Annotated in this window: 21 protein-coding genes; 14 read left to right on the top strand and 7 right to left on the bottom strand. The window is 69.4% G+C overall.

What is annotated here, in order from left to right; genetic code table 11:
* Nucleotides 1-267: hypothetical protein (locus tag ACRYA2_RS20005; RefSeq protein WP_433632243.1), on the bottom strand; the 267-nt coding region annotated here is incomplete at its 3' end.
* Nucleotides 268-278: 11 nt separating this feature from the next.
* On the opposite strand from ACRYA2_RS20005, the gene ACRYA2_RS20010 reads away from it, so the two are divergent.
* The gene (locus ACRYA2_RS20010) at nucleotides 279-1,529 is read left to right on the top strand and encodes a chloride channel protein (RefSeq protein ID WP_433632246.1); all 1,251 of its coding nucleotides are present in this window, start codon (nucleotides 279-281) and stop codon (nucleotides 1,527-1,529) included.
* A gap of 102 nt (nucleotides 1,530-1,631) precedes the next feature.
* Here the strand turns inward: ACRYA2_RS20010 and ACRYA2_RS20015 are convergent, their stop codons facing one another.
* Nucleotides 1,632-1,964: a hypothetical protein gene (locus tag ACRYA2_RS20015; RefSeq protein WP_433632248.1), complete on the bottom strand. Its 333-nt coding sequence runs from the start codon at nucleotides 1,962-1,964 to the stop codon at nucleotides 1,632-1,634.
* A 237-nt stretch (nucleotides 1,965-2,201) separates the two neighbouring features.
* On the opposite strand from ACRYA2_RS20015, the gene trpS reads away from it, so the two are divergent.
* The 3 genes from trpS to ACRYA2_RS20030 all read left to right on the top strand — a co-directional run bounded on the left by trpS (nucleotide 2,202) and on the right by ACRYA2_RS20030 (nucleotide 5,076).
* Nucleotides 2,202-3,305, top strand: a complete 1,104-nt coding sequence (gene trpS, locus ACRYA2_RS20020) for a tryptophan--tRNA ligase (protein ID WP_433632250.1) — start codon at nucleotides 2,202-2,204, stop codon at nucleotides 3,303-3,305.
* A gap of 54 nt (nucleotides 3,306-3,359) precedes the next feature.
* Nucleotides 3,360-4,154 (top strand): creatininase family protein, encoded by a 795-nt coding sequence (locus ACRYA2_RS20025; protein WP_433632252.1) that lies wholly within the window; start codon nucleotides 3,360-3,362, stop codon nucleotides 4,152-4,154.
* Between the two features lie 61 nt (nucleotides 4,155-4,215).
* A complete protein-coding gene (locus ACRYA2_RS20030) occupies nucleotides 4,216-5,076 on the top strand; it encodes a universal stress protein (protein WP_433632254.1) in 861 nt (286 codons plus the stop codon).
* Between the two features lie 44 nt (nucleotides 5,077-5,120).
* On the opposite strand, the gene ACRYA2_RS20035 is transcribed toward ACRYA2_RS20030, so the two are convergent.
* Nucleotides 5,121-5,777, bottom strand: a complete 657-nt coding sequence (locus ACRYA2_RS20035; protein ID WP_433632256.1) for an O-methyltransferase — start codon at nucleotides 5,775-5,777, stop codon at nucleotides 5,121-5,123.
* Nucleotides 5,778-5,867: 90 nt separating this feature from the next.
* Between ACRYA2_RS20035 and ACRYA2_RS20040 the strand changes: the two genes are divergently transcribed.
* The 4 genes from ACRYA2_RS20040 to ACRYA2_RS20055 all read left to right on the top strand — a co-directional run bounded on the left by ACRYA2_RS20040 (nucleotide 5,868) and on the right by ACRYA2_RS20055 (nucleotide 8,343).
* Nucleotides 5,868-6,026, top strand: coding sequence for a hypothetical protein (locus ACRYA2_RS20040; protein WP_433632258.1), 159 nt, complete (start codon nucleotides 5,868-5,870; stop codon nucleotides 6,024-6,026).
* A gap of 67 nt (nucleotides 6,027-6,093) precedes the next feature.
* Nucleotides 6,094-6,582: a hypothetical protein gene (locus ACRYA2_RS20045; RefSeq protein WP_433632260.1), complete on the top strand. Its 489-nt coding sequence runs from the start codon at nucleotides 6,094-6,096 to the stop codon at nucleotides 6,580-6,582.
* A 57-nt stretch (nucleotides 6,583-6,639) separates the two neighbouring features.
* On the top strand, nucleotides 6,640-7,329 hold the full coding sequence (locus ACRYA2_RS20050) for a triose-phosphate isomerase (RefSeq protein WP_433632263.1): 690 nt from the start codon (nucleotides 6,640-6,642) through the stop codon (nucleotides 7,327-7,329).
* Between the two features lie 39 nt (nucleotides 7,330-7,368).
* A complete protein-coding gene (locus ACRYA2_RS20055) occupies nucleotides 7,369-8,343 on the top strand; it encodes an aldo/keto reductase (protein WP_433632265.1) in 975 nt (324 codons plus the stop codon).
* Nucleotides 8,344-8,361: 18 nt separating this feature from the next.
* Here ACRYA2_RS20055 and ACRYA2_RS20060 read toward each other — a convergent pair whose 3' ends face one another.
* Nucleotides 8,362-8,958, bottom strand: coding sequence for an AsnC family transcriptional regulator (locus ACRYA2_RS20060; RefSeq protein ID WP_433632268.1), 597 nt, complete (start codon nucleotides 8,956-8,958; stop codon nucleotides 8,362-8,364).
* Nucleotides 8,959-9,090: 132 nt separating this feature from the next.
* On the opposite strand from ACRYA2_RS20060, the gene hemH reads away from it, so the two are divergent.
* Nucleotides 9,091-10,143 carry a ferrochelatase gene (hemH, locus tag ACRYA2_RS20065; RefSeq protein WP_433632271.1) on the top strand — a complete coding sequence of 351 codons (1,053 nt, stop codon included), beginning with the start codon at nucleotides 9,091-9,093 and terminating at the stop codon, nucleotides 10,141-10,143.
* A complete protein-coding gene (gene hemG / locus ACRYA2_RS20070) occupies nucleotides 10,136-11,467 on the top strand; it encodes a protoporphyrinogen oxidase (RefSeq protein WP_433632274.1) in 1,332 nt (443 codons plus the stop codon). Before hemH ends, hemG begins: the two co-directional genes overlap by 8 nt.
* Nucleotides 11,468-11,523: 56 nt before the next feature.
* On the opposite strand, the gene ACRYA2_RS20075 is transcribed toward hemG, so the two are convergent.
* The 3 genes from ACRYA2_RS20075 to ACRYA2_RS20085 form a co-directional block, all read right to left on the bottom strand.
* Complete coding sequence (locus ACRYA2_RS20075; RefSeq protein ID WP_433632277.1) at nucleotides 11,524-12,345, bottom strand: ABC transporter permease subunit; 822 nt, start codon at nucleotides 12,343-12,345, stop codon at nucleotides 11,524-11,526.
* 45 nt (nucleotides 12,346-12,390) lie between these two features.
* A complete protein-coding gene (hemE, locus tag ACRYA2_RS20080; RefSeq protein ID WP_433632280.1) occupies nucleotides 12,391-13,395 on the bottom strand; it encodes a uroporphyrinogen decarboxylase in 1,005 nt (334 codons plus the stop codon).
* A 92-nt stretch (nucleotides 13,396-13,487) separates the two neighbouring features.
* Entirely contained in the window at nucleotides 13,488-13,880 is a 393-nt protein-coding gene (locus ACRYA2_RS20085) for an SPW repeat domain-containing protein (RefSeq protein WP_433632283.1), read from the bottom strand.
* 257 nt (nucleotides 13,881-14,137) lie between these two features.
* On the opposite strand from ACRYA2_RS20085, the gene ACRYA2_RS20090 reads away from it, so the two are divergent.
* The 4 genes from ACRYA2_RS20090 to ACRYA2_RS20105 all read left to right on the top strand — a co-directional run bounded on the left by ACRYA2_RS20090 (nucleotide 14,138) and on the right by ACRYA2_RS20105 (nucleotide 20,477).
* Nucleotides 14,138-16,786 carry a heavy metal translocating P-type ATPase gene (locus tag ACRYA2_RS20090; RefSeq protein WP_433632285.1) on the top strand — a complete coding sequence of 883 codons (2,649 nt, stop codon included), beginning with the start codon at nucleotides 14,138-14,140 and terminating at the stop codon, nucleotides 16,784-16,786.
* A gap of 124 nt (nucleotides 16,787-16,910) precedes the next feature.
* Nucleotides 16,911-17,282, top strand: coding sequence for an ArsR/SmtB family transcription factor (locus ACRYA2_RS20095; RefSeq protein WP_433632288.1), 372 nt, complete (start codon nucleotides 16,911-16,913; stop codon nucleotides 17,280-17,282).
* Entirely contained in the window at nucleotides 17,279-17,554 is a 276-nt protein-coding gene (locus ACRYA2_RS20100; protein WP_433632290.1) for a DUF7521 family protein, read from the top strand. Before ACRYA2_RS20095 ends, ACRYA2_RS20100 begins: the two co-directional genes overlap by 4 nt.
* A gap of 31 nt (nucleotides 17,555-17,585) precedes the next feature.
* Nucleotides 17,586-20,477 carry an Eco57I restriction-modification methylase domain-containing protein gene (locus tag ACRYA2_RS20105; protein WP_433632292.1) on the top strand — a complete coding sequence of 964 codons (2,892 nt, stop codon included), beginning with the start codon at nucleotides 17,586-17,588 and terminating at the stop codon, nucleotides 20,475-20,477.
* The last annotated feature ends 35 nt before the right edge of the window (nucleotides 20,478-20,512 follow it).

The following is a 20,512-nucleotide window of genomic DNA, read 5'->3' on the forward strand; positions in this document are numbered from 1 at the left end:
CAACGGCGTCTCGTCATCACGAGCGAGCTTCGCTCTCTCGAACGACCCCGAGGCACTCACCCTACTCAGCCTGTAGAACTGGGGCCTGAGAGCCAAAAGGGTTGACTCGTCGACAGCGACGCCCCGGTGCCTGAGACGGGTACCCTCTCCCGGAAATCCTCGACGGAACGACCGTGCGAAATCGTTCTCGCGGGTCGGGTCCGTTCTTCGGCGTCTCGGGGAGGCGGCTCCGGCGAAGAACGTAAAACACGCCACGCTCCGGTCCATATCGCCCGCCGATGGACCACGTTCGGCTGAACGAGCGCGAGTTTCACCACATGCTGGTGGTCGCCGCCGTCCTGGGGGTCGGCGTCGGCCTCGTCGCCACGGCGTTCCGTCTCGTCTGGCTCTTCGTCAAACATCAGCTCTGGACGACGCTGACCGCGACGTACTGGCGCGTCCCGGTCAGCATCGGTGCGGGCGTCGTCGTCGGAGCCGTCCTCTACGCGACGTTCTACCCGGGAGCCCTCTCGGCGCTCGTCCAGCAGTTCCACGCCGAGGGGCGGGTCGAACTCGAGGAGAACGTTCCGATTCTCCCCGTCGGTCTCATCGGGTTGGTCGCCGGACAGAACGCGGGACCGGAGGGAGTGATGTCGGTCGTCGGCGGCTCGTTCGGCACGTACGTCTCGGAGCTGTTCGGGTTCGAGAACTCGACGAAACTCCTGACGCTCGCGGGGATGGGGGCGGGGTTCGGGACGATTCTGGGTGCGCCCATCGGCGGGGCGCTCCTCTGGCTGGAACTTCCCCACGACCACGGGCTCGAGTACTACGAGGCGCTCATCCCGACGTTCGTCGCGTCGTTCGCGGGGTATCTCACGGAAGCCTCGCTCGGAGGGATGGCGCTGTTCCCCACGTGGGAGACGACCGCGCTCGCCTCGCCGACGCTCGGGACGCTCGGCTGGGCCGTCGGCATCGGCGTCGTCTGCATCCCGTTCGGGCTGGTGTACTCGAAGACGTTCTCGCTCGTCGGACGAGCGTTCCGCCGGTTGTCCCTCGCGGTGTACGTCCGAACGACGCTCGCCGGCGCGGTCATCGGCGTGCTCGGCTGGCTCGTGCCGCTGTCGTACTTCTACGGCGGAGCGAAGATGAGCGTCCTGCTGGAGGGCGGCTTCTCGCTGGAGACGCTGCTGCTGACGCTCAGTGCGGTCATGGTCGCCGCCGCGTTCACCATCCACGGAAACTGGATCGGCGGCCTCATCGTCCCCCACATGTTCATGGGAGCGCTCGTCGGCCAGGCGACGGCGCTGGTCGTCCCCGGTCTCCCGCCGATGCTGGCGATGCTCGCGGGCATGGCGTCGTTCAACTCCGTGGTGACCGGCACGCCGCTGTCGTCCGCGCTCATCGCCATCGCGCTCAGCGACGGAGCCAGCATCACGCCCCTGTTCCTCGCCTCGCTCGTGGCGTTCGCCGCGAGTCCGTCGGTGCGGTTCGTTGAGGAGGCCGCCTCGCGGTCGGAATCGCCGAACTTCCACGTCTCCGGCGACGATTGACCTCGTAGCGAGGCCGACCCACCGTCGCCGGTAGCTCCTCGCGGGACGCGTCCGGGGACCGCACGCCGGTTCGAACGAGACGGCTGTGACCTCCGGCCGATTCTACGGTAGCCAATCCAGCAGCCACATGGCCAGTCCGAGAGCGACGAGACCCATTCCGATCGCCGAGGTGGCCGGTTCGGGGAAGAGAAAGAGGACGACGCCCACGACGAGGAGTACAGAGACGACCCCTTCGCCCAACCGACCGCCCTCGTCCGTCGCTTCGGAGGGCCTGAACTCGTCGCTCTCGCCGTACGCGTCGTTCTCGTCCTCCACGTCCGACCACGGCCAGGCCGACCACCCGAACCCGTACGGGGAGCCTCCGTAGGGGAAGATCGAGTCGTCGAACGCCTCCTCTGCGGGGGGTTCGTCGGTGCGCTGATCGTCGTCCTGCATGGTCTGACTAGCTAGCCAGCACGGGATTAGTGGTTGGGGCCGAAGGGCCGGACCGACCGCGCCGAACGTGCCCGGCCTCCTGGGGGAAACCCTTTTGAGCGTGCTGGCCGGAGCTACGACCGGCATGTCAGAAGCCGCTTCTGCCGGTGGTCGATTTTGGCCGACCAGCGCGCACTGAGACGAATTCTGCGGTAACGAACGTACAGTTCCGAGTGGAAACCGGGGAGGTGACCAGCCGTGGCTGAAATCGACCCCTGGGGCGACGTCGACGTCGGCGACTACGACGAGACGATGGCGCAGTTCGGCATCGAACCCATCGAGTCGGTGGCCGAGCGACTGCCCGACGACCGCCTCGTCCGGCGCGGCGTCGTCTTCGGGCAGCGCGACCTGGACCGGGCGCTCGACGCCCGCGACGCGGGCAAACCGTTCGCGGTGATGACCGGGCTGATGCCCTCCGGCAGGTTCCACTTCGGCCACCTCGCGGTGGTCGAGCAGGTGCTCACGTTCCAGAAGATGGGCGCGGCGGTCACGCTCTGTGCGGCGGACGTCGAGTCGTACGTCACCCGCGACGTGTCGCTTTCGGACGCCCGCGAGCGCGTCGTCGAGGAGTACCTGTTGAACTACGTCGCGCTGGGGCTGGACCTCGACTCGACGGACTTCTACTTCCAGTCCGGTGCGGGCAACGACCACCACGTCCGGAGCAAGCTGTTCGCCCGCCACGTCACCGAAAACGAGTTCGCGGCGACCTACGGCGGCGCCGACCCCGCGAAGATGACGGCGGCATTCACGCAGTACGCCGACGTGCTCCGGCCCCAGTCGCCCGAGCGCGGCGGACCGAAGCCGACCGTCGTCCCGGTCGGCATCGACCAGGACCCACACGTCCGGATGACGCGGGACGTGGCGGCCCGGTTCCGCGACGCCGACTACGTCAAGCCGGCGAGCACCTACCACCGCTTCCTCCGGGGTCTGCAGGGCGGCAAGATGAGCTCCTCGGACCCCGACAGCTACGTCGCGCTCACCGACGACGTCGAGGACGCGAAGCGGAAGATAGACCGGGCGAAGACCGGCGGCCGGGTCAGCGTCGAGGAACACCGCCGGAAGGGCGCGGACATCGAGGAGGACGTGGTGTTCGAGCTGCTCGCCGCTCACCTGATAGCGGACGACGACGAACTCGAACGCATCCGTGAGGAGTACGAGTCCGGCGAGATGCTCTCCGGCGAACTGAAATCGATAGCGAAGGAACGCCTCGCGGCGTTCCTGCGCGAGCACCGGCGCAAGCGCGAGGCGGCGCGACCGGAGGTTGAGCAGTACGTCGCGGAGCACACGGTCGCGGAGCCGTAGTCACGGTTCGCCGGGAGAGCGGGATTTATACGCCCTCGCGGCCGGAATCAGTGTATGTACCTCGCCGACCAGACGTGGCCGGACCTCGGAGACTACGTCGCCGAGGAGTCGGTCGCCGTCGTTCCGCTCGGGTCGACCGAACAGCACGGACCGCATCTACCGCTCGCCACCGACCACCTCATCGCCGAGGGGCTGGCCCGGGAGGCCGCCGCCCGTGCGGGCTTCCTCTGTACGCCCACCGTGAACGTCGGCGTCAGCCCGCACCACAAGCAGTTCCACGGGACGATGTGGGTCGACCCGCCGGAGTTCCGCGACTACGTCGAGAGCTTCTCGCGCAACCTCACCTACCACGGCGTCGACCGCATCGTCTACGTCAACGCCCACGGCGGCAATATGCAGCATCTCCGCGAGGTGGGGCGTCGCCTGCGCGAGGACCGGGCGGCGTTCGCAGTCGAGTGGATGTGGGACGAATCCATTCCGGACCTCGTGGACGACCTCTTCGAGCGCAACGGCCCGCACGGCGGCCCGAAGGAGACCGCGATGATCATGCACCTCGCGCCGGAACTCGTGCGCGAGGACCGTCTCGAAGAGGCTCGCGACGGCGGCGTACCGGTGTTCGAGGACGCCGACCCGTACCGCTACGGCGCGCGCAACTTCTACGACGCCATCGACAACACCGAGAACGGCGTCCTCGGCGACCAGACCGACGCGACCCCCGAGAAGGGCGAGCAGCTCTTCGAGGCCGCCACCGAACAGCTCGTCCGGTTGCTGGAGTTCGTCGACGAGAGCCGGTTCGAGGACCTGATGGCGAAGCCGCACGTCGACCCACAGCCCGGCAGTCGACGCTGACTTCGGGCCAATCGGGGCCCAATTATAAACTTGCTCCCGTGCACTCTTCGATAGACGAAGGATGTTCGACCAGATTCTCATCGCAGTCGACGGGAGCAAGTACGCGCGCCGCGCGGCGACGTTCGGCTTCGCCCTGGCGGACGCGTACGATGCGACCGTCGACCTGCTCTACGCATACAGGGAGCGGTCGCTGCTCGGTCGCGACGGGACGGACGACACCGCGGCCGAGCGCGGACAGGCCATCGTCGACGAGACGGCCGAACTGGCCGCCGACCGTGACGTCGCGGTCGAGACGCACGTCGTCGAGGGGCGGCCGGCGAAAGCCATCACCGGATTCGCGGCCGACCAGAACGTCGACCTCGTCGTCGTCGGCCGGAAGGGCCGTGTCGGGGTCGGACGCCGGCTCCTCGGCAGCGTCACCGAGCAGGTGCTGCGCCGGACGGACGCGCCGGTGCTCGTCGTCCCCGACGGCGACTCGCCGGGAGACCGGGGGTACGAACGCGTGCTCGCCACGACCGACGGGAGCGAGGCCGCGGAGTGGGCGGCTCCGTACGCCGGCAGCGTCGCCGAGCGCTGCGACGCCGCGCTTCACCTCCTCACCGTCGTGGACCTCCAGGCCGTGGCAGGCCCGTTCGACGCCGGCGGCGTCTCAAAGCAGTACGTCGAGCGACTCAAAGAACAGGGGAGGGAAGCACTCGACCGGTTCGAAGCGGAGGTTGGAGGCGGCAACCACGAGTCGGCCGTCATTCGCGGTACGTCCCACCGGGCCATCCGCGAGTACGTCGAGGAGAACGACGTGGACCTCGTCGTGATGGCGTCGCGGGGGCAGTCAGGGTTCTCCGGCCAGCGACTCGGGAGCATCACGGGGCGCGTCCTGCGGGTCGTCGACGTGCCGGTGCTGGTCGTCACCTCGCCGCCGTAATCGGCAGTGGGCGCGGTGGTTCGGCGGTTCGGCTGTTCGGACGCCTACCGCCTGTAGCTTACCGCGATGCCCTCGCCGAGCGGCACGACGCTCGTCTCGAACTCGGGGTCGTCGCGCACCGTCGTCAGGTACTCCGCGATGCCGCGGGACTCCTCGTCCAGGTCGGGGGCGTCGCCCTCCAGCGCGTCGAGGATGCCGTCGAAGTCCTGAGCGCCGCTGACCATCGCGTTGTCGGCGACGACGACGCCACCGGGTGCGACCTTCCCCCGGACCGCAGCCAGCGCCTCCGGATAGCGTCGCTTCTGGTGGTCGATCAACACCACGTCGAACGGGCCGTCGTACCCCTGCACGGTGTCGAGAGCGTCGCCCTCCTCGAACGCTGCCCGGTCGGCGAACCCGCCGCGGTCGAGGTACTCGCGCGCCTCGTCCAGTTCGTCGGGGTCGTGCTCGGTGAGGACGACCTGGCCGTCCTCGGGGAGCGCCCCCGCGAACCAGTAGGCGGAGTAGCCGAACCCGGAGCCGAACTCGAAGACGCGGCGGGCGTCGACCATCCGGGCGAGCAGTCTGAGGAACTGGCCCACCTCGCGACCGACGGTGGGGAACTCCTCGCCGCGCTCTTCCATCTCGCGCAGGACGTCGTCCGGTTCGGCGATGGCCGCGCGGGTGAACCGCCTCGTCGATTCGGGGAGTATCTCTGTCACGACCGGCGTGACGGCCGGCGCGCAGTTAACTCTCCCGTCGCGCCGCGGCGGACCGAAGCGCTCATTTCGGGGTGCGCCCACTCCTCACGTATGGTACGCGTCAAACGAACCCTGACCGTCCTCGTCGCCTTGCTCGCCGCGTCGTTCGCCGTCCACTACGCCCTCTTCGGCTCGCTCCCGCTCGGGAAACCGGCGCTGCTGTCGGACGGGGAGACTGCCGACGAACTCGACGTGGCCGAGAGCGTCTGAGCCGTCCGTCGACCGCCGAAGGAGTAAGAGATTTTATTATACTTAGAATGGTAGTGCAAGTTACGCGATGCGCCGACGCCACGTCCTCGCCGCCCTCCCCGCGCTCGGCACCGCAGGCTGTCTTTGGACCGGACTTCCCTTCGGCGGCGATTCGAACGACGGTACCGAACTCCGCAGCCTGTCAGTCAGTAATATCCACGACGAAGCCCACGTCGTCCACCTGCTGGTCGAGTACGACGGCGAGGTCGTCCACTGGCGGTCCTACGACGTCGAGGCGATGCACGAAGTGACGGAGGACGGGACCACGTACGACAAGCCGGGGTGGGCCAGCGTTCCCTGCGCGTGGCCGGCGGAACCCGGGCGAATCGTCCTGCGTGCCCGCGTCGACGACCGAGAGGCGTGGGAGACGTTCGACCTGACGGAGGGGGACCCAGATTGCCTGGTCGTCGACGCGCAAGTCGACCGGGATGGTCTCCTCGTATTCCTGCAAAGCGGCGAATGCACGTCGCCGCCCGGCGGGGCGTACGCCTGCGCGCCGAACGCCACGACGCGGTGAGCGTTCGGAACGACGGTCGGAACCGATATTTCGGTGGAGCGAAACCACCGGCGTACCGTGGCACTCGACTATCCCTACTTCCTGGTCAACTTCAAGACGTACCCCGGGACGGCCGGCGAGGACGGACTGGCGTTCGCCCGCACGATGGAGCACGTCGCGGAGGAGACGGGCGCGCGGTTCGTCGTCGCGCCCCAGACGCCCGACCTCAGACTGGTCGTGGAGCGGACGTCGCTTCCGGTCGTCGCGCAGACGATAGACGCCGACGACCCCGGCCGTCGAACCGGCGGCGTCCTGCCCGAGACGGTCGCCGCGGCGGGCGCGGACGGCGCGTTCGTCAACCACCCCGAGAGTCCGGACGCGCTGGCCGACGTCGAGGCGAAGGTCGAGCGCTGCCGGGACCTGGGCCTGGAGAGCGTCGTCTGCGTGAACAGTATCGAGCAGGGTCGGGCCGCACTGTCGTTCGACCCGGACTGCCTCCTGTTCGAGAAACCAGAGGACGTGGCGACGGGTCGAGCCATCAGCCGGACCCACCCCGAGCGCGTCGAGTCGTTCGTCGCCGCCGTCGAAGCGGAGCGTCCGGAGACGAGGGTGTTCCTCGGCGGAGGTATCGGCGAGGCCGCTGACGTGGCGGCGGCGTTCGACCTCGGGGCCGACGCGGCCGGCGCGGCGTCGGCGGCCGTCCAGGCCGCCGACCGTGAGGCGTGGCTGCGCTCCATCGCCGGGGCCGTTCCGGCCGGCGGCGAGTAGTCAGCTACCTTTTTGCAGGTTCCGTGCGAGCGTAGTAGCATGGAGTACACGACGCTCGGCGACACGGGCATGGAGGTCAGCCGCATCTGTCTCGGCTGTATGAGCTTCGGCACGAGCGACTGGCGCGACTGGGTGCTCGACGAGGAGGAGGGCCACGAGATAATCGAGCGCGCCATCGACCTCGGCATCAACTTCTTCGACACGGCGAACATGTACTCGAAGGGCGAGAGCGAGCGCGTGCTCGGCGACGCCCTGGACGGCCGGCGCGACGAGATGGTCGTCGCCACGAAGGGGTACTTCCAGATGGACGAGGACGACCCCAACTCGGGCGGACTCTCGCGGAAGGCCATCGAGCAGGAGCTGGAGAACTCGCTCGACCGGCTGGGGATGGACACGGTCGACCTCTACCAGATCCACCGCTGGGACGAGTCGACGCCCATCGGCGTGACGATGAAAGCGCTCGACGACGCCGTCCGGCGCGGCAAGGTACGCTACGTCGGCGCGAGTTCGATGTGGGCCCACCAGTTCGCCGACGCGCTCCACACCGCCGACGACCTCGGCACCGAGCGGTTCGCCACGATGCAGAACCACTACAACCTCGTTTACCGCGAGGAGGAGCGCGAGATGCTGCCGCTCTGCGACCGCGAGGGCGTCGGCGTCATCCCGTGGAGTCCGCTCGCCCGTGGGTACCTCACGCGGCCGCAGGAGGAGTTCGAGGCGACGACGCGGGGCGAGACCGACTCGTACGCCCACGAACACCCCTACGCCGGGGGCGGCGGCCGGGAGATAAACGAGCGCGTCCAGGAACTCGCCGCCGAGAAGGGGGTCACGATGGCCCAGATAGCGCTGTCGTGGCTGCTCCACCAGGAGTGGGTCGACGCTCCCATCGTCGGTACGACGAGCGTCGAGCACCTGGAAGACGCCGTCGAGGCGCTGGACGTCGACCTGACGGCGAGCGACCAGGCGTACCTCGAAGAGCCGTACGAGCCGGTGCCCGTCTCGGGCCACGACTGAAGCGTCGCGTCGACGACCCTACTCCTCGATGCCGGCTTGCAGTTCCTCGTACTCGTCGCGGAACAGCGTCTCGCAGGACGTACAGCAGAGGTGGTACTCCTCGTCGTCGAACGTCACCGTGACGCCTTCGCCCTCGACCGCCTTGCCGCACTGGACGCACTCGGCGACGAGGTCGCCCTCGCCGAGCGTCGGACTCCACGCCGACTCGACCACCTTTCGGATGTCGAGTTCCCGAACGACGTCGCCGTCCAGCGTCTCGGAGACGAGCGTCCGCAGTTCGGCCGCGTCCATGTACGTCCGTGCGAGCACGCGGGCGTCGACGGTCTGGACCACGTGCGCCACGGCCTCGACGCCCGCGAGGGCGTCCGCCACCTCGCCCGTGCGGCCCGGACGCGTTCGAATCTCGACGAGGACCGCGTCGCCGTCGACCAGCGTCGAGCGGTCGACATCAAGCGTGAACCCCTGGATGACGCCCAGGTCCTCGAGGCGGTCGACGCGCTCGGAGATGGTCGGCGGGGAGAGTCCGACCTGCTCGCCGATGTCTCGGTACGACCGCCGGGCGTTCTCCATCAGCAACCGGAGAATCTCCCTGTCCGTTGCGTCGAGTTCGGCCATCAGGGTTCGGTTCGAGGCGCGCAGGAAAACGCGTTGTGGCAGCGCCGACGAGCGGACCGGACGGCGTCGCCGGTTCTCAGGCTCCGGGAACGGAGCGACAACTATTCCCTACCTCCGTCCTCAGTTTCGACCATGACGACCGGCGTCGTGCTACTCAACTTCGGGGAACCGGCGGAACCGACGCGAGAGAACGTCATCGACTACCTGGAGCGCATCTTCATGAACAACAGGGACCTCGAGGGCGACACGACCAAGGCGGAGGCCCGCGAGCGCTCCCGGGAACTGGCGGAGCGGCGCGCTCCCGGCCTCATCGAGGAGTACGAGGAGATCGGCGGGTCGCCGCTGAACCCCCAGGCGAGGGCGCAGGCCGAGGCCCTGAAGGCGGAACTGGACGCCCGCAGATTCGACGCCGAGACGTACGTCGGGATGCAGTTCACCGCACCGTTCGTCGAGGACGCCGTCGAGGCGGCTCGCGAGGACGACGTCGACGAACTCGTCGGCCTCCCCGTCTACCCGCTCTGTGGCGCGTCGACCACCGTCGCGGCGCTGGAGGAACTCGCGACGGCCGTCGCTGAGCGCGACTGGGACGTCGACGTCCAGGAGGTCACGGGCTGGCACAAACACCCGACGTACAACCGCATCCGGGCCGACAACGTCAGGAGCTACACCGCCGCCGAGGGCGTCGACGTGACCGACGAGGGCACCGAACTGTTCTTCTCCGCGCACGGTACGCCCGCCCACTACCTCGACGAGGGGAGTCGCTACGACGCGTACGTCGAGGAGTTCTGCGACGTGATGGCCGCCGAACTCGGCGTCGACTCGTACACGCTGGGCTACCAGAACCACGGAAACCGGGACATCCCGTGGACGGAGCCGGACGTGGAGGCGGCCATCGAGGACGTGGCGGCCGAGCGCGTCGTCGTCGAGCCGATAAGCTTCATGCACGAGCAGAGCGAGACGCTGTCGGAACTGGACGACGAACTCCGCGAGGAGGCCGAAGCGGAGGGGCTGGACTTCTACCGCGTGCCGGTACCGCACGACGACGACCGGTTCGCCGGCGTGCTCGCCGACCTCGTCGAGCCGTTCGTCGCCGACTTCGCCCCCGAGTACTACCAGTTCAGGCAGTGCCAGTGCAAGGACACGCCGGGCACGATGTGTCTGAACGCCCCGTTCGGCGATGACTGAGAGTGAGTTCGACGCCGCGGTCGGCGTCGTCGGCGCGGGCATCACGGGACTCGCGCTCGCCCACCATCTCGACGACGCGGGCGTCGACCACGTCGTCCTGGAGGCGAGCGACGAACCGGGCGGCGTCATCCGGAGCGGGCGCGTCGACGGCTACCTGCTGGAGTGGGGTCCCCAGCGACTCCGCCGGACCGACCCCGTCGACGAACTCGTCGTCGACCTCGGACTCGACGACGAGGTGCTCGAAGCGGGCGAGACGGAGATGTTCGTCTACGCGGACGGCAGCCTCGGCCGCGCACCGTTCTCCCTCGACGCCTTCGCCGAGACCGACCTGCTCTCCGAGGAGGCGAAACTGACGGTCGTCGGCGAACCGGCGACCGACCCCGCGCGGCCGGACGAGACCGCGGCGGAACTATTCACACGGAAGTTCGGCGAGGAGGCCTACCGGAACCTGCTCGGCCCGCTCTTCGGCGGCATCTACGGCTCCGACCCGGCGGAGATGCCGGTCCGGCACGCCCTCTCCGGTCTGATGGCGGTGGAAGAGCGGTACGACTGCCTGTTGAAACCCGCGGTGAAGCGGGCGATGCAGGGGGGAGCGTCGGCGCCGGCCATCTCCTTCGAGGAGGGCGTCCAGCGACTCTCCGAGGCGCTGTACGACGCGCACCGGACGAACGTCCGCCTCGAAACGCCGGTCGAGGGAGTTCGACGCGAGGGAGCGGGGTACGCCCTCGATACGGCTGACGGGACGGTCGCGGTCGAACGGGTGGTCGTGACCACGCCCGCGGACGTGACCGCCGACCTCCTCGCGGACCTCGCGCCCGACGCCGCGACCGCGCTCGCGGAACTGAACTACAATCCGCTGGCGATGGTCCATCTCCTGGCCGACGGTGACCGGGAGGGGTTCGGGTACCAGGTGCGCCACGACGAGGGGTTGGACACCCTGGGCGTCTCGTGGAACGTCAGCATGTTCGACCGCGACGGTGGCCTCGCGAGCGAAGCGAACGACGGGGGCTCCCGAGCGGAGCGAAGCGGTGGCGTGTACACGGCGTTTCTCGGAGGAATGCGGAATCCGGAGCTGGTCGAAGCGGACGACGACACCCTCGGCACCGTCGCCAGCGAGGAGTTCGAGCAGGTGATGGACGTTCCGGCGGAGGTGCTGTCGGTCGAGCGCCTGGAGCGCGGGTTTCCGGCGTACGACCGGTCGTGGGACGCCCTTGACGACGTCGAAACGCCGGACGGTCTCTTCCTCGCGACGAACTACACCGCCCGGATGGGCGTGCCGAGTCGCATCCGGGAGGCGCGAGAGCTGGCCGAACGGCTGTCGTAGTGCCGGTCTGCTCTTGGTGGAGGTTACGGACGTTCGACCGCCGGAATCGCGGTTCGCTACAGGTCAGCGTTCCGGAATCGCCACGCACCGACGGCGAGCGGGACGGCGGCCCAGGCGAGGACGACCAGCAGCGCCACCCACGGCGAGAGATAGGCCGGCGCGGGACCGCCGCCGGCTAGCTGCACGGTTCCGCGCGACACGAGCGCCCGGACCAGCCCCTCGTAGGCACCGGTGGGGCTGAGCTGCTGGACGAAGTACGCCCACGCCGGCAGGGGGTAGGTCATCGACGCAGACCCCGTGACGACGTAGCCGACGAGGTTGACGAGCGCGCCCCAGAACAGTTCGACGAGTGCGAACGCGCCGACGGCGGCGGCCGCGGCGCGCCGCGGGGTAGCGGTCGCCGCCGAGACGCCGACGCCCAGCGCGACGAACGCGATGCCGAGCAGGAGGGTGAGGAGGACGAATCCGGCGAAGGGGACGAGCGCGAACCCCCCGTACTGGGTCGCGACGAGCGCGGCGGCCAGCGCGAAACTCGCCAGTAGCGGAAGGGCGACGACGACGCAGCGACCGAGCAACTTGCCCCGGACCACGTCGCACCGGGAGTGCGGCAGGCCGAGCAGTATCTTGATGCTTCCCGACGCGCGCTCGCCGACGACGGCGCGGTAGCCGACCGCGAGTCCGACGAGCGGCACGAGCGCGCGGGCGGCCGGCACGAAGTGGAGAACGACGTCGGCGGTGCTGCCGGTGTGATACGACTGGAGGGTGTAGAGGTACGCGTCGCCGACGACGAGGAGGGCGAAGACGGCCGAGACGAGGCGGAGCGTTCTCGTGCGGAGCGCATCGCCGAACTCCTTGCGGGCGATCAGGGACCCGGACACACACGCATTATATCACACTGACATGAAAAGTGTTCGCGTTCGCGCCTACCGCTCGACGGTCTTCGCCGTCTCGACGAACGCCTTCGCGTTCTCCACCGGCGTGTTGCGGTCGATGCCGTGTCCCAGGTTGAGGATGTGCCCCGCGTCGCCCGCCTTCTCGATGACCTCGCGCGTCTTCTCGCGGACGAACGCCTCGTCGCCAAGCAGGTAGGAGGGGTCGAGATTCCCCTGGACGGGCGTGTCGCCCAGTTCCTCGCGGGCGTCGGCCATGTCGACGGTCCAGTCGAGGCTCACCACGTCCGCGCCCGACTCCGCGAGCAAGTCGAGTCTTCCCCCGACGTTACGCGCGAAGACGACGGACGGCACGTCGATGGCGTCGAAGATGCGCCGGTGGAGCGGGAGCAGGAACTCGCGGTAGTCCGCGGGCGTCAGCACGCCCGACCACGTGTCGAACACCTGGACGACGTCGGCACCGCGGTCGACCTGGTACTCGACGTACTCCTCGACGACGCGGGTGAACGCCTCCAGCAGCGCCGCGAACGCCTCGGGATGGTTGGCCCGGAAGCGCCGGAGGGGTTTCCGGGAACTCGGCTCGTCGCCGACCACGTACGACGCCAGCGTGTACGGGCCGCCAGCGAAGCCGATGACGCTCGTCCGGTCGCCGACGCGCTCCTGGAGGCGGTCGAGTAGCGCGCCGACGAAGTCGAGCTGTTCGCGCACGTCGCCCGCTTCCGTCGGCACGTCCTCCGGGTCGAAGACGGGGTTCTCGACGACGGGGCCGACGCCGCTCTCGATGTGGTAGTCGAACCCCAGCGGTTCGAGCACGGTGAGGATGTCGGAGTACATCACTAGCCCGTCGGGTTCGAACAGTTCCCACGGGAGTAGCGTGATGCGTTCGGCCACTTCGGGCGTCTCGATGGCCTCCCTGAACGTGTACTCCTCCCGAATGTCGCGGTACTCGGGGATGTACCGCCCGGCCTGACGCATCAGCCAGACCGGCGGGCGCTCGGTGCGTTCGCCCCGGGCCGCACGAACTAGCAGGTCGCTCATGACTCGACAATTCGGCGGCGCGCGTCTAAGCGTTTCGAAGCCGGTGCTGGACGAGGGCGTCGCCCCGCTTCGACGGTGGCGACGGCCGGCAGTCAGCGCCGTCCGGGTTCCGGCGTCGTCGCGTCGTCTGAGGTCGCCTCGTCCGGCCGTCTGTCGGTCCGGAACTCGGCGACCGCGAGCGCGACGAGCGCGACGCCCACGGCGACGTCGTTCCAGCGGTTCGCGACGCTCGCCGATCCGACGACGAACGGCTGCGTGACCTGGACGAGGCCTATCAGCGCGACGAGCACCGGCGCCGCCGGCGACACCGGCTCCTCGCGGGCCACCCGGACGGTGGCGTACAGACCGACCGCCAGCAGCGTCGCCGCCGAGAGGAGGTCGCCCCGGAGGTTCGACGGCAGGCTCGACGCGAAGACGACGAACGGCGCCGTGAGCAACCACGTTCCGAGAAGCGGACCGCCCACGGCAGTCAGGTTCCCCCGCATCCCCGTACCGTCAACGACGCACGGAGAGTTAAACCGGTGGGGTCCCTGCCCGCGACTCGTACTCCGGGTACGACCGCCGACCGTTCGACCCGACTGGCTGGCAGACGAACGAAAGGCCGTCAGGCGGAATCGTCTCAGGAAGCGTCCCTCTTTTCGGGGCGAGTTAAAACATCGAAGGTGGATGGGTCCGAGAGCCGAAGTTTGCTAAGGACAACTCGCATTAATACGGAACCCGTAGTAATCGACAGGTGACTACTGTGAGCAAACGGACGCAACTCGACGTTCGCGGGATGAGTTGCGCGAACTGCTCGACGACGGTCGGCGACGCGCTCGAATCGCTCGACGGGGTCTCGTCGGCGGAGGTCAACTTCGCCACGGACGAGGCCAGCGTCGAGTACGACCCCGAGCGTGTCTCGCTGGCCGCTATCTACGCAACCATCGAGGAGGCGGGATACGAGCCGGTTCGCGCCACGACGACCGTCGGCATCGCCGACATGTCGTGTGCCAACTGCGCGGAGAGCAACGAGGAGGCCCTGGAGTCGGTGCCGGGCGTCGTCTCGGCGGAGGTCAACTTCGCCACGGACGAGGCCAGCGTCGAGTACAATCCGGGGGAGGTCGACCGCGAGGACCTCTTCGACGCCATCGAGGCGGCCGGATACGCGCCGGTCCGCGAGAACGCGGGTGGCGAGGACGGCCCGGAGGAAGCCGAGGCGGACGCCCGCGAGGCGGCCCGGGACGCCGAGATTCGCAAGCAGTTCCGACTGACGCTGTTCGGGGCCGCGCTCGCCGTGCCGCTGGTCTTCTTCATGTTCGAGCACCTGTTCTTCCCGGACGTTCTCGGGGAGCGACTGTTCGGCGTCGACCTCGGCGTGGTCCAGTTCCTGCTGGCGACCCCCGTGCAGGTGCTTCTCGGCAAGGAGTTCTACGAGAACAGCTACACGGCGCTCGTGAAGAACCGGACCGCGAACATGGACGTGCTCATCGCGCTCGGGTCCTCGACGGCCTACCTCTACAGCGTGGCGGTCATGCTCGGCGCGATTCCGGGCGGTCTCTACTTCGACAGCGCCGTGCTCATCCTCGTGTTCATCACGATGGGTAACTGGCTGGAGGCGCGCTCGAAGGGTCGCGCGGGCGAGGCGCTGCGCGAACTGCTGGAACTGGAGGCCGACACCGCGACTGTCGTGACCGACGGCGAGGAGGAGGAAGTTCCGCTCGACGAGGTCGACGTCGGCGACCGCCTGCGGGTTCGCCCGGGCGAGAAGGTGCCGACGGACGGCGTCGTCGTCGACGGCGAGAGCGCGGTCGACGAGTCGATGGTGACCGGCGAGTCCGTGCCCGTCGAGAAGCGCGAGGGCGACGAGGTCATCGGCGGCACGATGAACGAGAACGGCGTCTTGCTCGTCGAGGCGACGAAGGTCGGCGAGGAGACGGCGCTCCAGCAGATCGTCCAGACCGTGAAGGAGGCGCAGGCCCGCCAGCCGGAGATACAAAACCTTGCGGACCGCGTGAGCGCGTACTTCGTCCCAGCGGTCATCGCCAACGCCCTCTTCTGGGGCGCGGCGTGGCTCCTCGTTCCGGAGACGCTCGCGGGCTTCGTGAACGCCCTACCGCTCTGGGGGCTCGTGGCCGGCGGTCCGGCGGCGGCGGGCGGCGCGGTGTCGGGCTTCGAGTTCGCCGTCGTCGTGTTCGCCAGCGCCGTCCTCATCGCCTGCCCCTGCGCGCTCGGGCTGGCGACCCCGACGGCGACGATGGTCGGGACGGCCATCGGCGCGCGCAACGGCGTGCTCTTCCGCGGCGGCGACGTCCTGGAGCGAGTCCGGGACGTGGACGCCGTCGTCTTCGACAAGACCGGGACACTGACCGAGGGCGAGATGCGCCTGACCGACGTCGTGGCGCTCGCCCCGGACGGCGACGTCGCGGCCGACGGCGGCGTCAGCGCGGCGTCGTCCGCCGCCGGCTCCGAGGTGACCGAGGAGTTCGTCCTCGCGGCGGCGGCCAGCGCCGAGCACGGGAGCGAACACCCGCTCGCACAGGCCATCGTCGAGGGAGCGCGCGAGCGCGGCATCGAGGTCGAGGAACCGGAGTCCTTCGAGAACGTTCCCGGTCACGGCGTCCTCGCGACGACGAGTCACGGCGAGGTCGTGGTCGGCAACCGGAAGCTGCTGCGCGAGCAGGGTATCGACCCCGCCCCCGGCGAGGAAGCGATGGAGCGCCTGGAGCGAGAGGGCAAGACCGCGATGCTCGTGGGCGTCCGCGAGGCGCAGAGCGCCTCGGAACGGTCGAGCGGTGACGAACCGCGAGCCGGCCGGCTCGTGGGCGTGGTCGCCGACGCGGACGAGGTGAAAGCGAGCGCCAAGGACGCGGTCGCTACCCTCCGCGAGCGCGGCCTCGACGTGCTGATGCTGACGGGCGACAACGAGCGGACCGCGAACGCGGTCGCCGACGAGGTCGGCATCGACCGCGAGAACGTCCGCGCCGAGGTCCTGCCGGACGAGAAGGCCGACGCCGTCGACGACGTTGAGGCGGACGGCCGGAACGCGATGATGGTCGGCGACGGGGTCAACGACGCGCCCGCGCTGGCCTCCGCGTACGTCGGCACGGCCATCGGGAGCGGGACGGACGTCGCCATCGAGGCGGCGGACGTGACGCTGATGCGCGACGACCCGCGCGACGTGGTGCGGGCCATCCGCATCTCGGAGGGGACGCTGTCGAAGATAAAGCAGAACCTCTTCTGGGCGCTGGGGTACAACACGGCCATGATTCCGCTGGCGTCACTCGGCCTGCTCCAGCCGGCGCTGGCGGCCGCGGCGATGGCGTTCTCCAGCGTGAGTGTCCTGACGAACAGCCTGCTGTTCCGCACCTACACGCCGGACCACGACTACGAACTGCTCGGGGCACTGCGGTAAGCTCCCCCCGTCGGGGACGACGGAGCCCGTGGAGGAGACAGCGGAAACGAAGGACCCCTAGTCGATGCGGTTGTCGGCCAGTAGTCGAACGAATTATGTACCGGCCTTCGAAAGTTTCTGACGAATGCTGCGGGATCTGGCGGACGACGGCCCCGAGTTGCAGGCCATACTCGATGCCCTCGACGACCCCGCATGCCGGACCATCATCCAGGAACTCGAGGAACCGATGACAGCAAGCGAACTCGCCGACGAGACGGACATTCCGCTCTCGACGCTCTACCGAAAGATAGACCTGCTGACCGACGCCTCACTACTCAACGAGTTGACCGAAATCCGCGAGGACGGCCACCACACGAGCCGGTATCGGGTCGCGGTCGAGTCGGTCAACATCACGTTAGACGACGACCGCGAGTTCGACGTGAACATCGAGCGACCGCCACAGTCCACCGACGAACGCCTCGAACAGCTCTGGTCGGAGGTGCGCAAAGAGACATGACACACATAACCACCATCGTCATCGCGCTGAAGACGCTGACGCTCGCACTCGGCGGGCTGATAACGTACTTCGCGTTCAAAGCCTATCGACGCACAGGCTCGCCCGCGCTCCGCTCGCTCGCCATCGGATTCGGCGTCGTCACGCTCGGCGCGTTCCTGGCGGGCGTCGCCGACCAGGCGCTGAACATGAACCGGGAAACCGTGCTCATCATCGAGAGTGGCCTGACCGCCATCGGCTTCGCCGCCATCGCGTACTCGCTGTACGCGGAGTAGCTTTATCTCGCCGGGCGTGTCAACCGCTTGCATGGACGCGCTCGCGGGAACGCTGTTCTCCGATCGCCTCCGCGCTCGACTCCTCGACAGCGCTCGGACTGCCGACGCGCTCCCCGACCTCGCCCGAACCCGCGAACTGGTCGCCGAACGGTACGAGAACGGCCGGACGAGGTCGGGGAGGGCGGCGCGGCGCGACCTCGTCGAGTCCGTCCTCGACGCGCTCGGCGGCCGGCCGGACGGCGTCTCGGTGGTCGAGGCGCTGCCGGACGAGCGCGCGACGGTGGACGCCCACGCCGACCTCGACGGGGGACGAGCGGCGGTCACCGACGGGCGACGCTGGCGGCTGCTCGTCGCCGACGAGCCGCCGGACCGCCGTCTCGACGTCGACCTCCCGGCGGCGCTCGACGACCGCGACGCGTTCCGGGCGTTCGCGCTGGCGTTCGGTCCGGACGCGGCGTTCGAGCGACTGCGCGACGCTCGCGAACGGCACCGCGAGAGGGCGCGGACCGCACTCGAGACCGGTCTCCGCGACGCCGTCCGGACGACCGCGAGCGCCCTGGTGACGACGGCGAGGTCGGACCTGGACGCGGCGTTCGACACCGGTTGCGTGCTCGCCGTCAGACTCGCCGCGGCCCGCTTCGCCGCGGCGCGGGGCCGCGACGTGGCCGACCTCGACGCCGTCGCCCGATGGAACGGCGACCTCCCGTTCGGTCGTTCGTCGGCGCTCGCCGACGAACGACGCCGTCTTCGGGCGCTCCCGGACGAGACCACGACGGCGGTCGTCGACGCGCTCGACGCGGCCGCCGTCGACTACGCCGCCCTCGACGCCCGCGACCTCGGCGACGCCTACGAGCGACTGCTCGACGCCGACCTCAGGATCGAGGACGGCGCGGTCCACCTCGACGTCGACGGCGACCGGCGACGGCGTCGCTCGGCGGGCGCGTACTACACGCCGGAGCACGTCGTCGAGTACGCGGTCGCGGAGGCCGTGGACGACCCGGACGCGACCGTACTCGACCCGGCGACGGGGAGCGGCCACTTCCTCGTCCGCGCGCTCGACCACCTCGCGGTCGAACGCGTCCGGACGACGGACGAGACGCTCGCCGACGCGCGCCGTCGCGCGGCCCGACAGGTGTTCGGCGTCGACGTCGACCCGCTGGCGGTCGAACTCGCCCGCGCCGCCGTCTGGCTCCGCGCCGGCGTCTGGCCGGACGACCGCCTCCGGGCGGCCGACGCGCTCGGCGACGGCCCCGAGTGGTTCGAGTCCGGGTTCGACGCCGTCGTCGGGAACCCGCCGTACGTCCGCAGCAGGCACATCAACGACGAGCGCAAGGCCGACCTCCGGGACCGGTTCGACACCGCTCACGGCGCGTTCGACCTCTACGTCCCGTTCGTCGAGCGCATGTGCGACCTCGGCGAGCGCGTCTGCGCCGTCGTGCCGAACAAGTGGACGACGGCGCGGTACGGTCAGCGCCTCCGCGACCGACTGCTGGACCGCCACCGCCTCGTCGAGGTGGTCGACGCCAGCGAGTTGCCGGTGTTCGCCGACGCGGAGGTGTACCCCGTCGTCGTCTCGGTCCGGGCCGACGACGGGCCGACCGAGTCGTTCCGGGTCCGGTCCGTCGACTCGCCGGGCGAACTGCGTTCGGGACCGGAGACGGCGGTCTCGCGGTCGTTCGTCGAGGCGCTCGGCGACCGCGTGATTCCCGTCGGAATCGAGCCTTCGTTCGCCCCGGTCGCCGAGCGCGTCCGCCGCGAGTGCGACGGCCTCGGCGAGCACGTCACGCTGACGGAGGGCGTCCACACGGGCAACGTCCGGGACGAACTGGTGGTCGACGAGGGCGATGACGACTGCGAGCGCGTCGTCGGCGGCAGCGCGGTCGAACGGTACGGCGTCGAGTGGGACGGCGACTGGCTCCGCCGGGACGAGTCGGTCGTCGCCGCCGACGGCGCGTACGGTGACCTGCGCGACCCAACCGTGTTCGCGACGGAGAAACTGCTCGTTCCGGACATCAGCGACCGCCCAGTCGCCGCCTACGACGACGAGGGACTGTACGCGCTGAACACCCTCTACAGCGTCCGGAAGCGACCGAACTCCGACGCGTCGTTGCGGTACGTCCTCGCCGTCGTGAACTCCGCGTTCGCGGCGGTCTACTTCCGGCAGGTGTACGGCGGCACGCACGTCAACGGCGGCTACCTGCGGTTCAAGCCAATGTTCGCCGCGAACCTCCCGCTGCCCGACGCGTCGACCCACGAGCGCGAGGAACTGGCGCGGCTCGCGACCCGGATGTGCGAGTTGCGCCGCGAGCGGTCACGGTGTACGCTGCCGTCCCCGCCGACGGCGGGGCCGCGACTGGCGGACCTCGACCCGTTTCGCGTCGGCGAGGACACCCCGCTTGGGGGGACGACCCGGACCCACGAAGGGCTCCGACTCGGACGCGTCGCGATCCGGACGGACGACGAGGACGGCGCGCTGGTCCTCGCGGCGACGGCGCGCTACCGGCCGGAGGACGGGGACCACGAGAGCGACCGGTGGGGGTTCGTGGAGACCGAGCCGACGCCCGCGCTCGCATTCGACGTCTCGGCCGCTCGCCGGGAGCTCCTCCGGGCGTTCGTCCCGCGGGCGGTCGACCGCGGCGACGTGCGCTCGCAGGCCGGCAAGACCATCTCGCTCCTCGAACGCCTCGAACGTCTCCGCCTGCCGACGGTGGAGGACGCCGGGGAGTTCCTCGCCGAGTGGCGGCGACTTCGCGAACTGGACGCCGAACTGGCCGCGACCGACGCCGAGATCGACCGCCGGGTCTGTCGGGCGTACGGCCTGGACGACTGGGAGGTAGCGCTGGTCGAACGGCTGGCTCCCCGGTCGGCGAGTCGGCGGGCGGTCCCCCGCGACGCTCCGGAGGTTTCTATCGGCGGCTCGTGAGGTACGAAAACCGTTTTCTTCGCGGCAATCGTGTC

The sequence above is a fragment of the Halomicrococcus pelagicus genome, assembly GCF_050954125.1.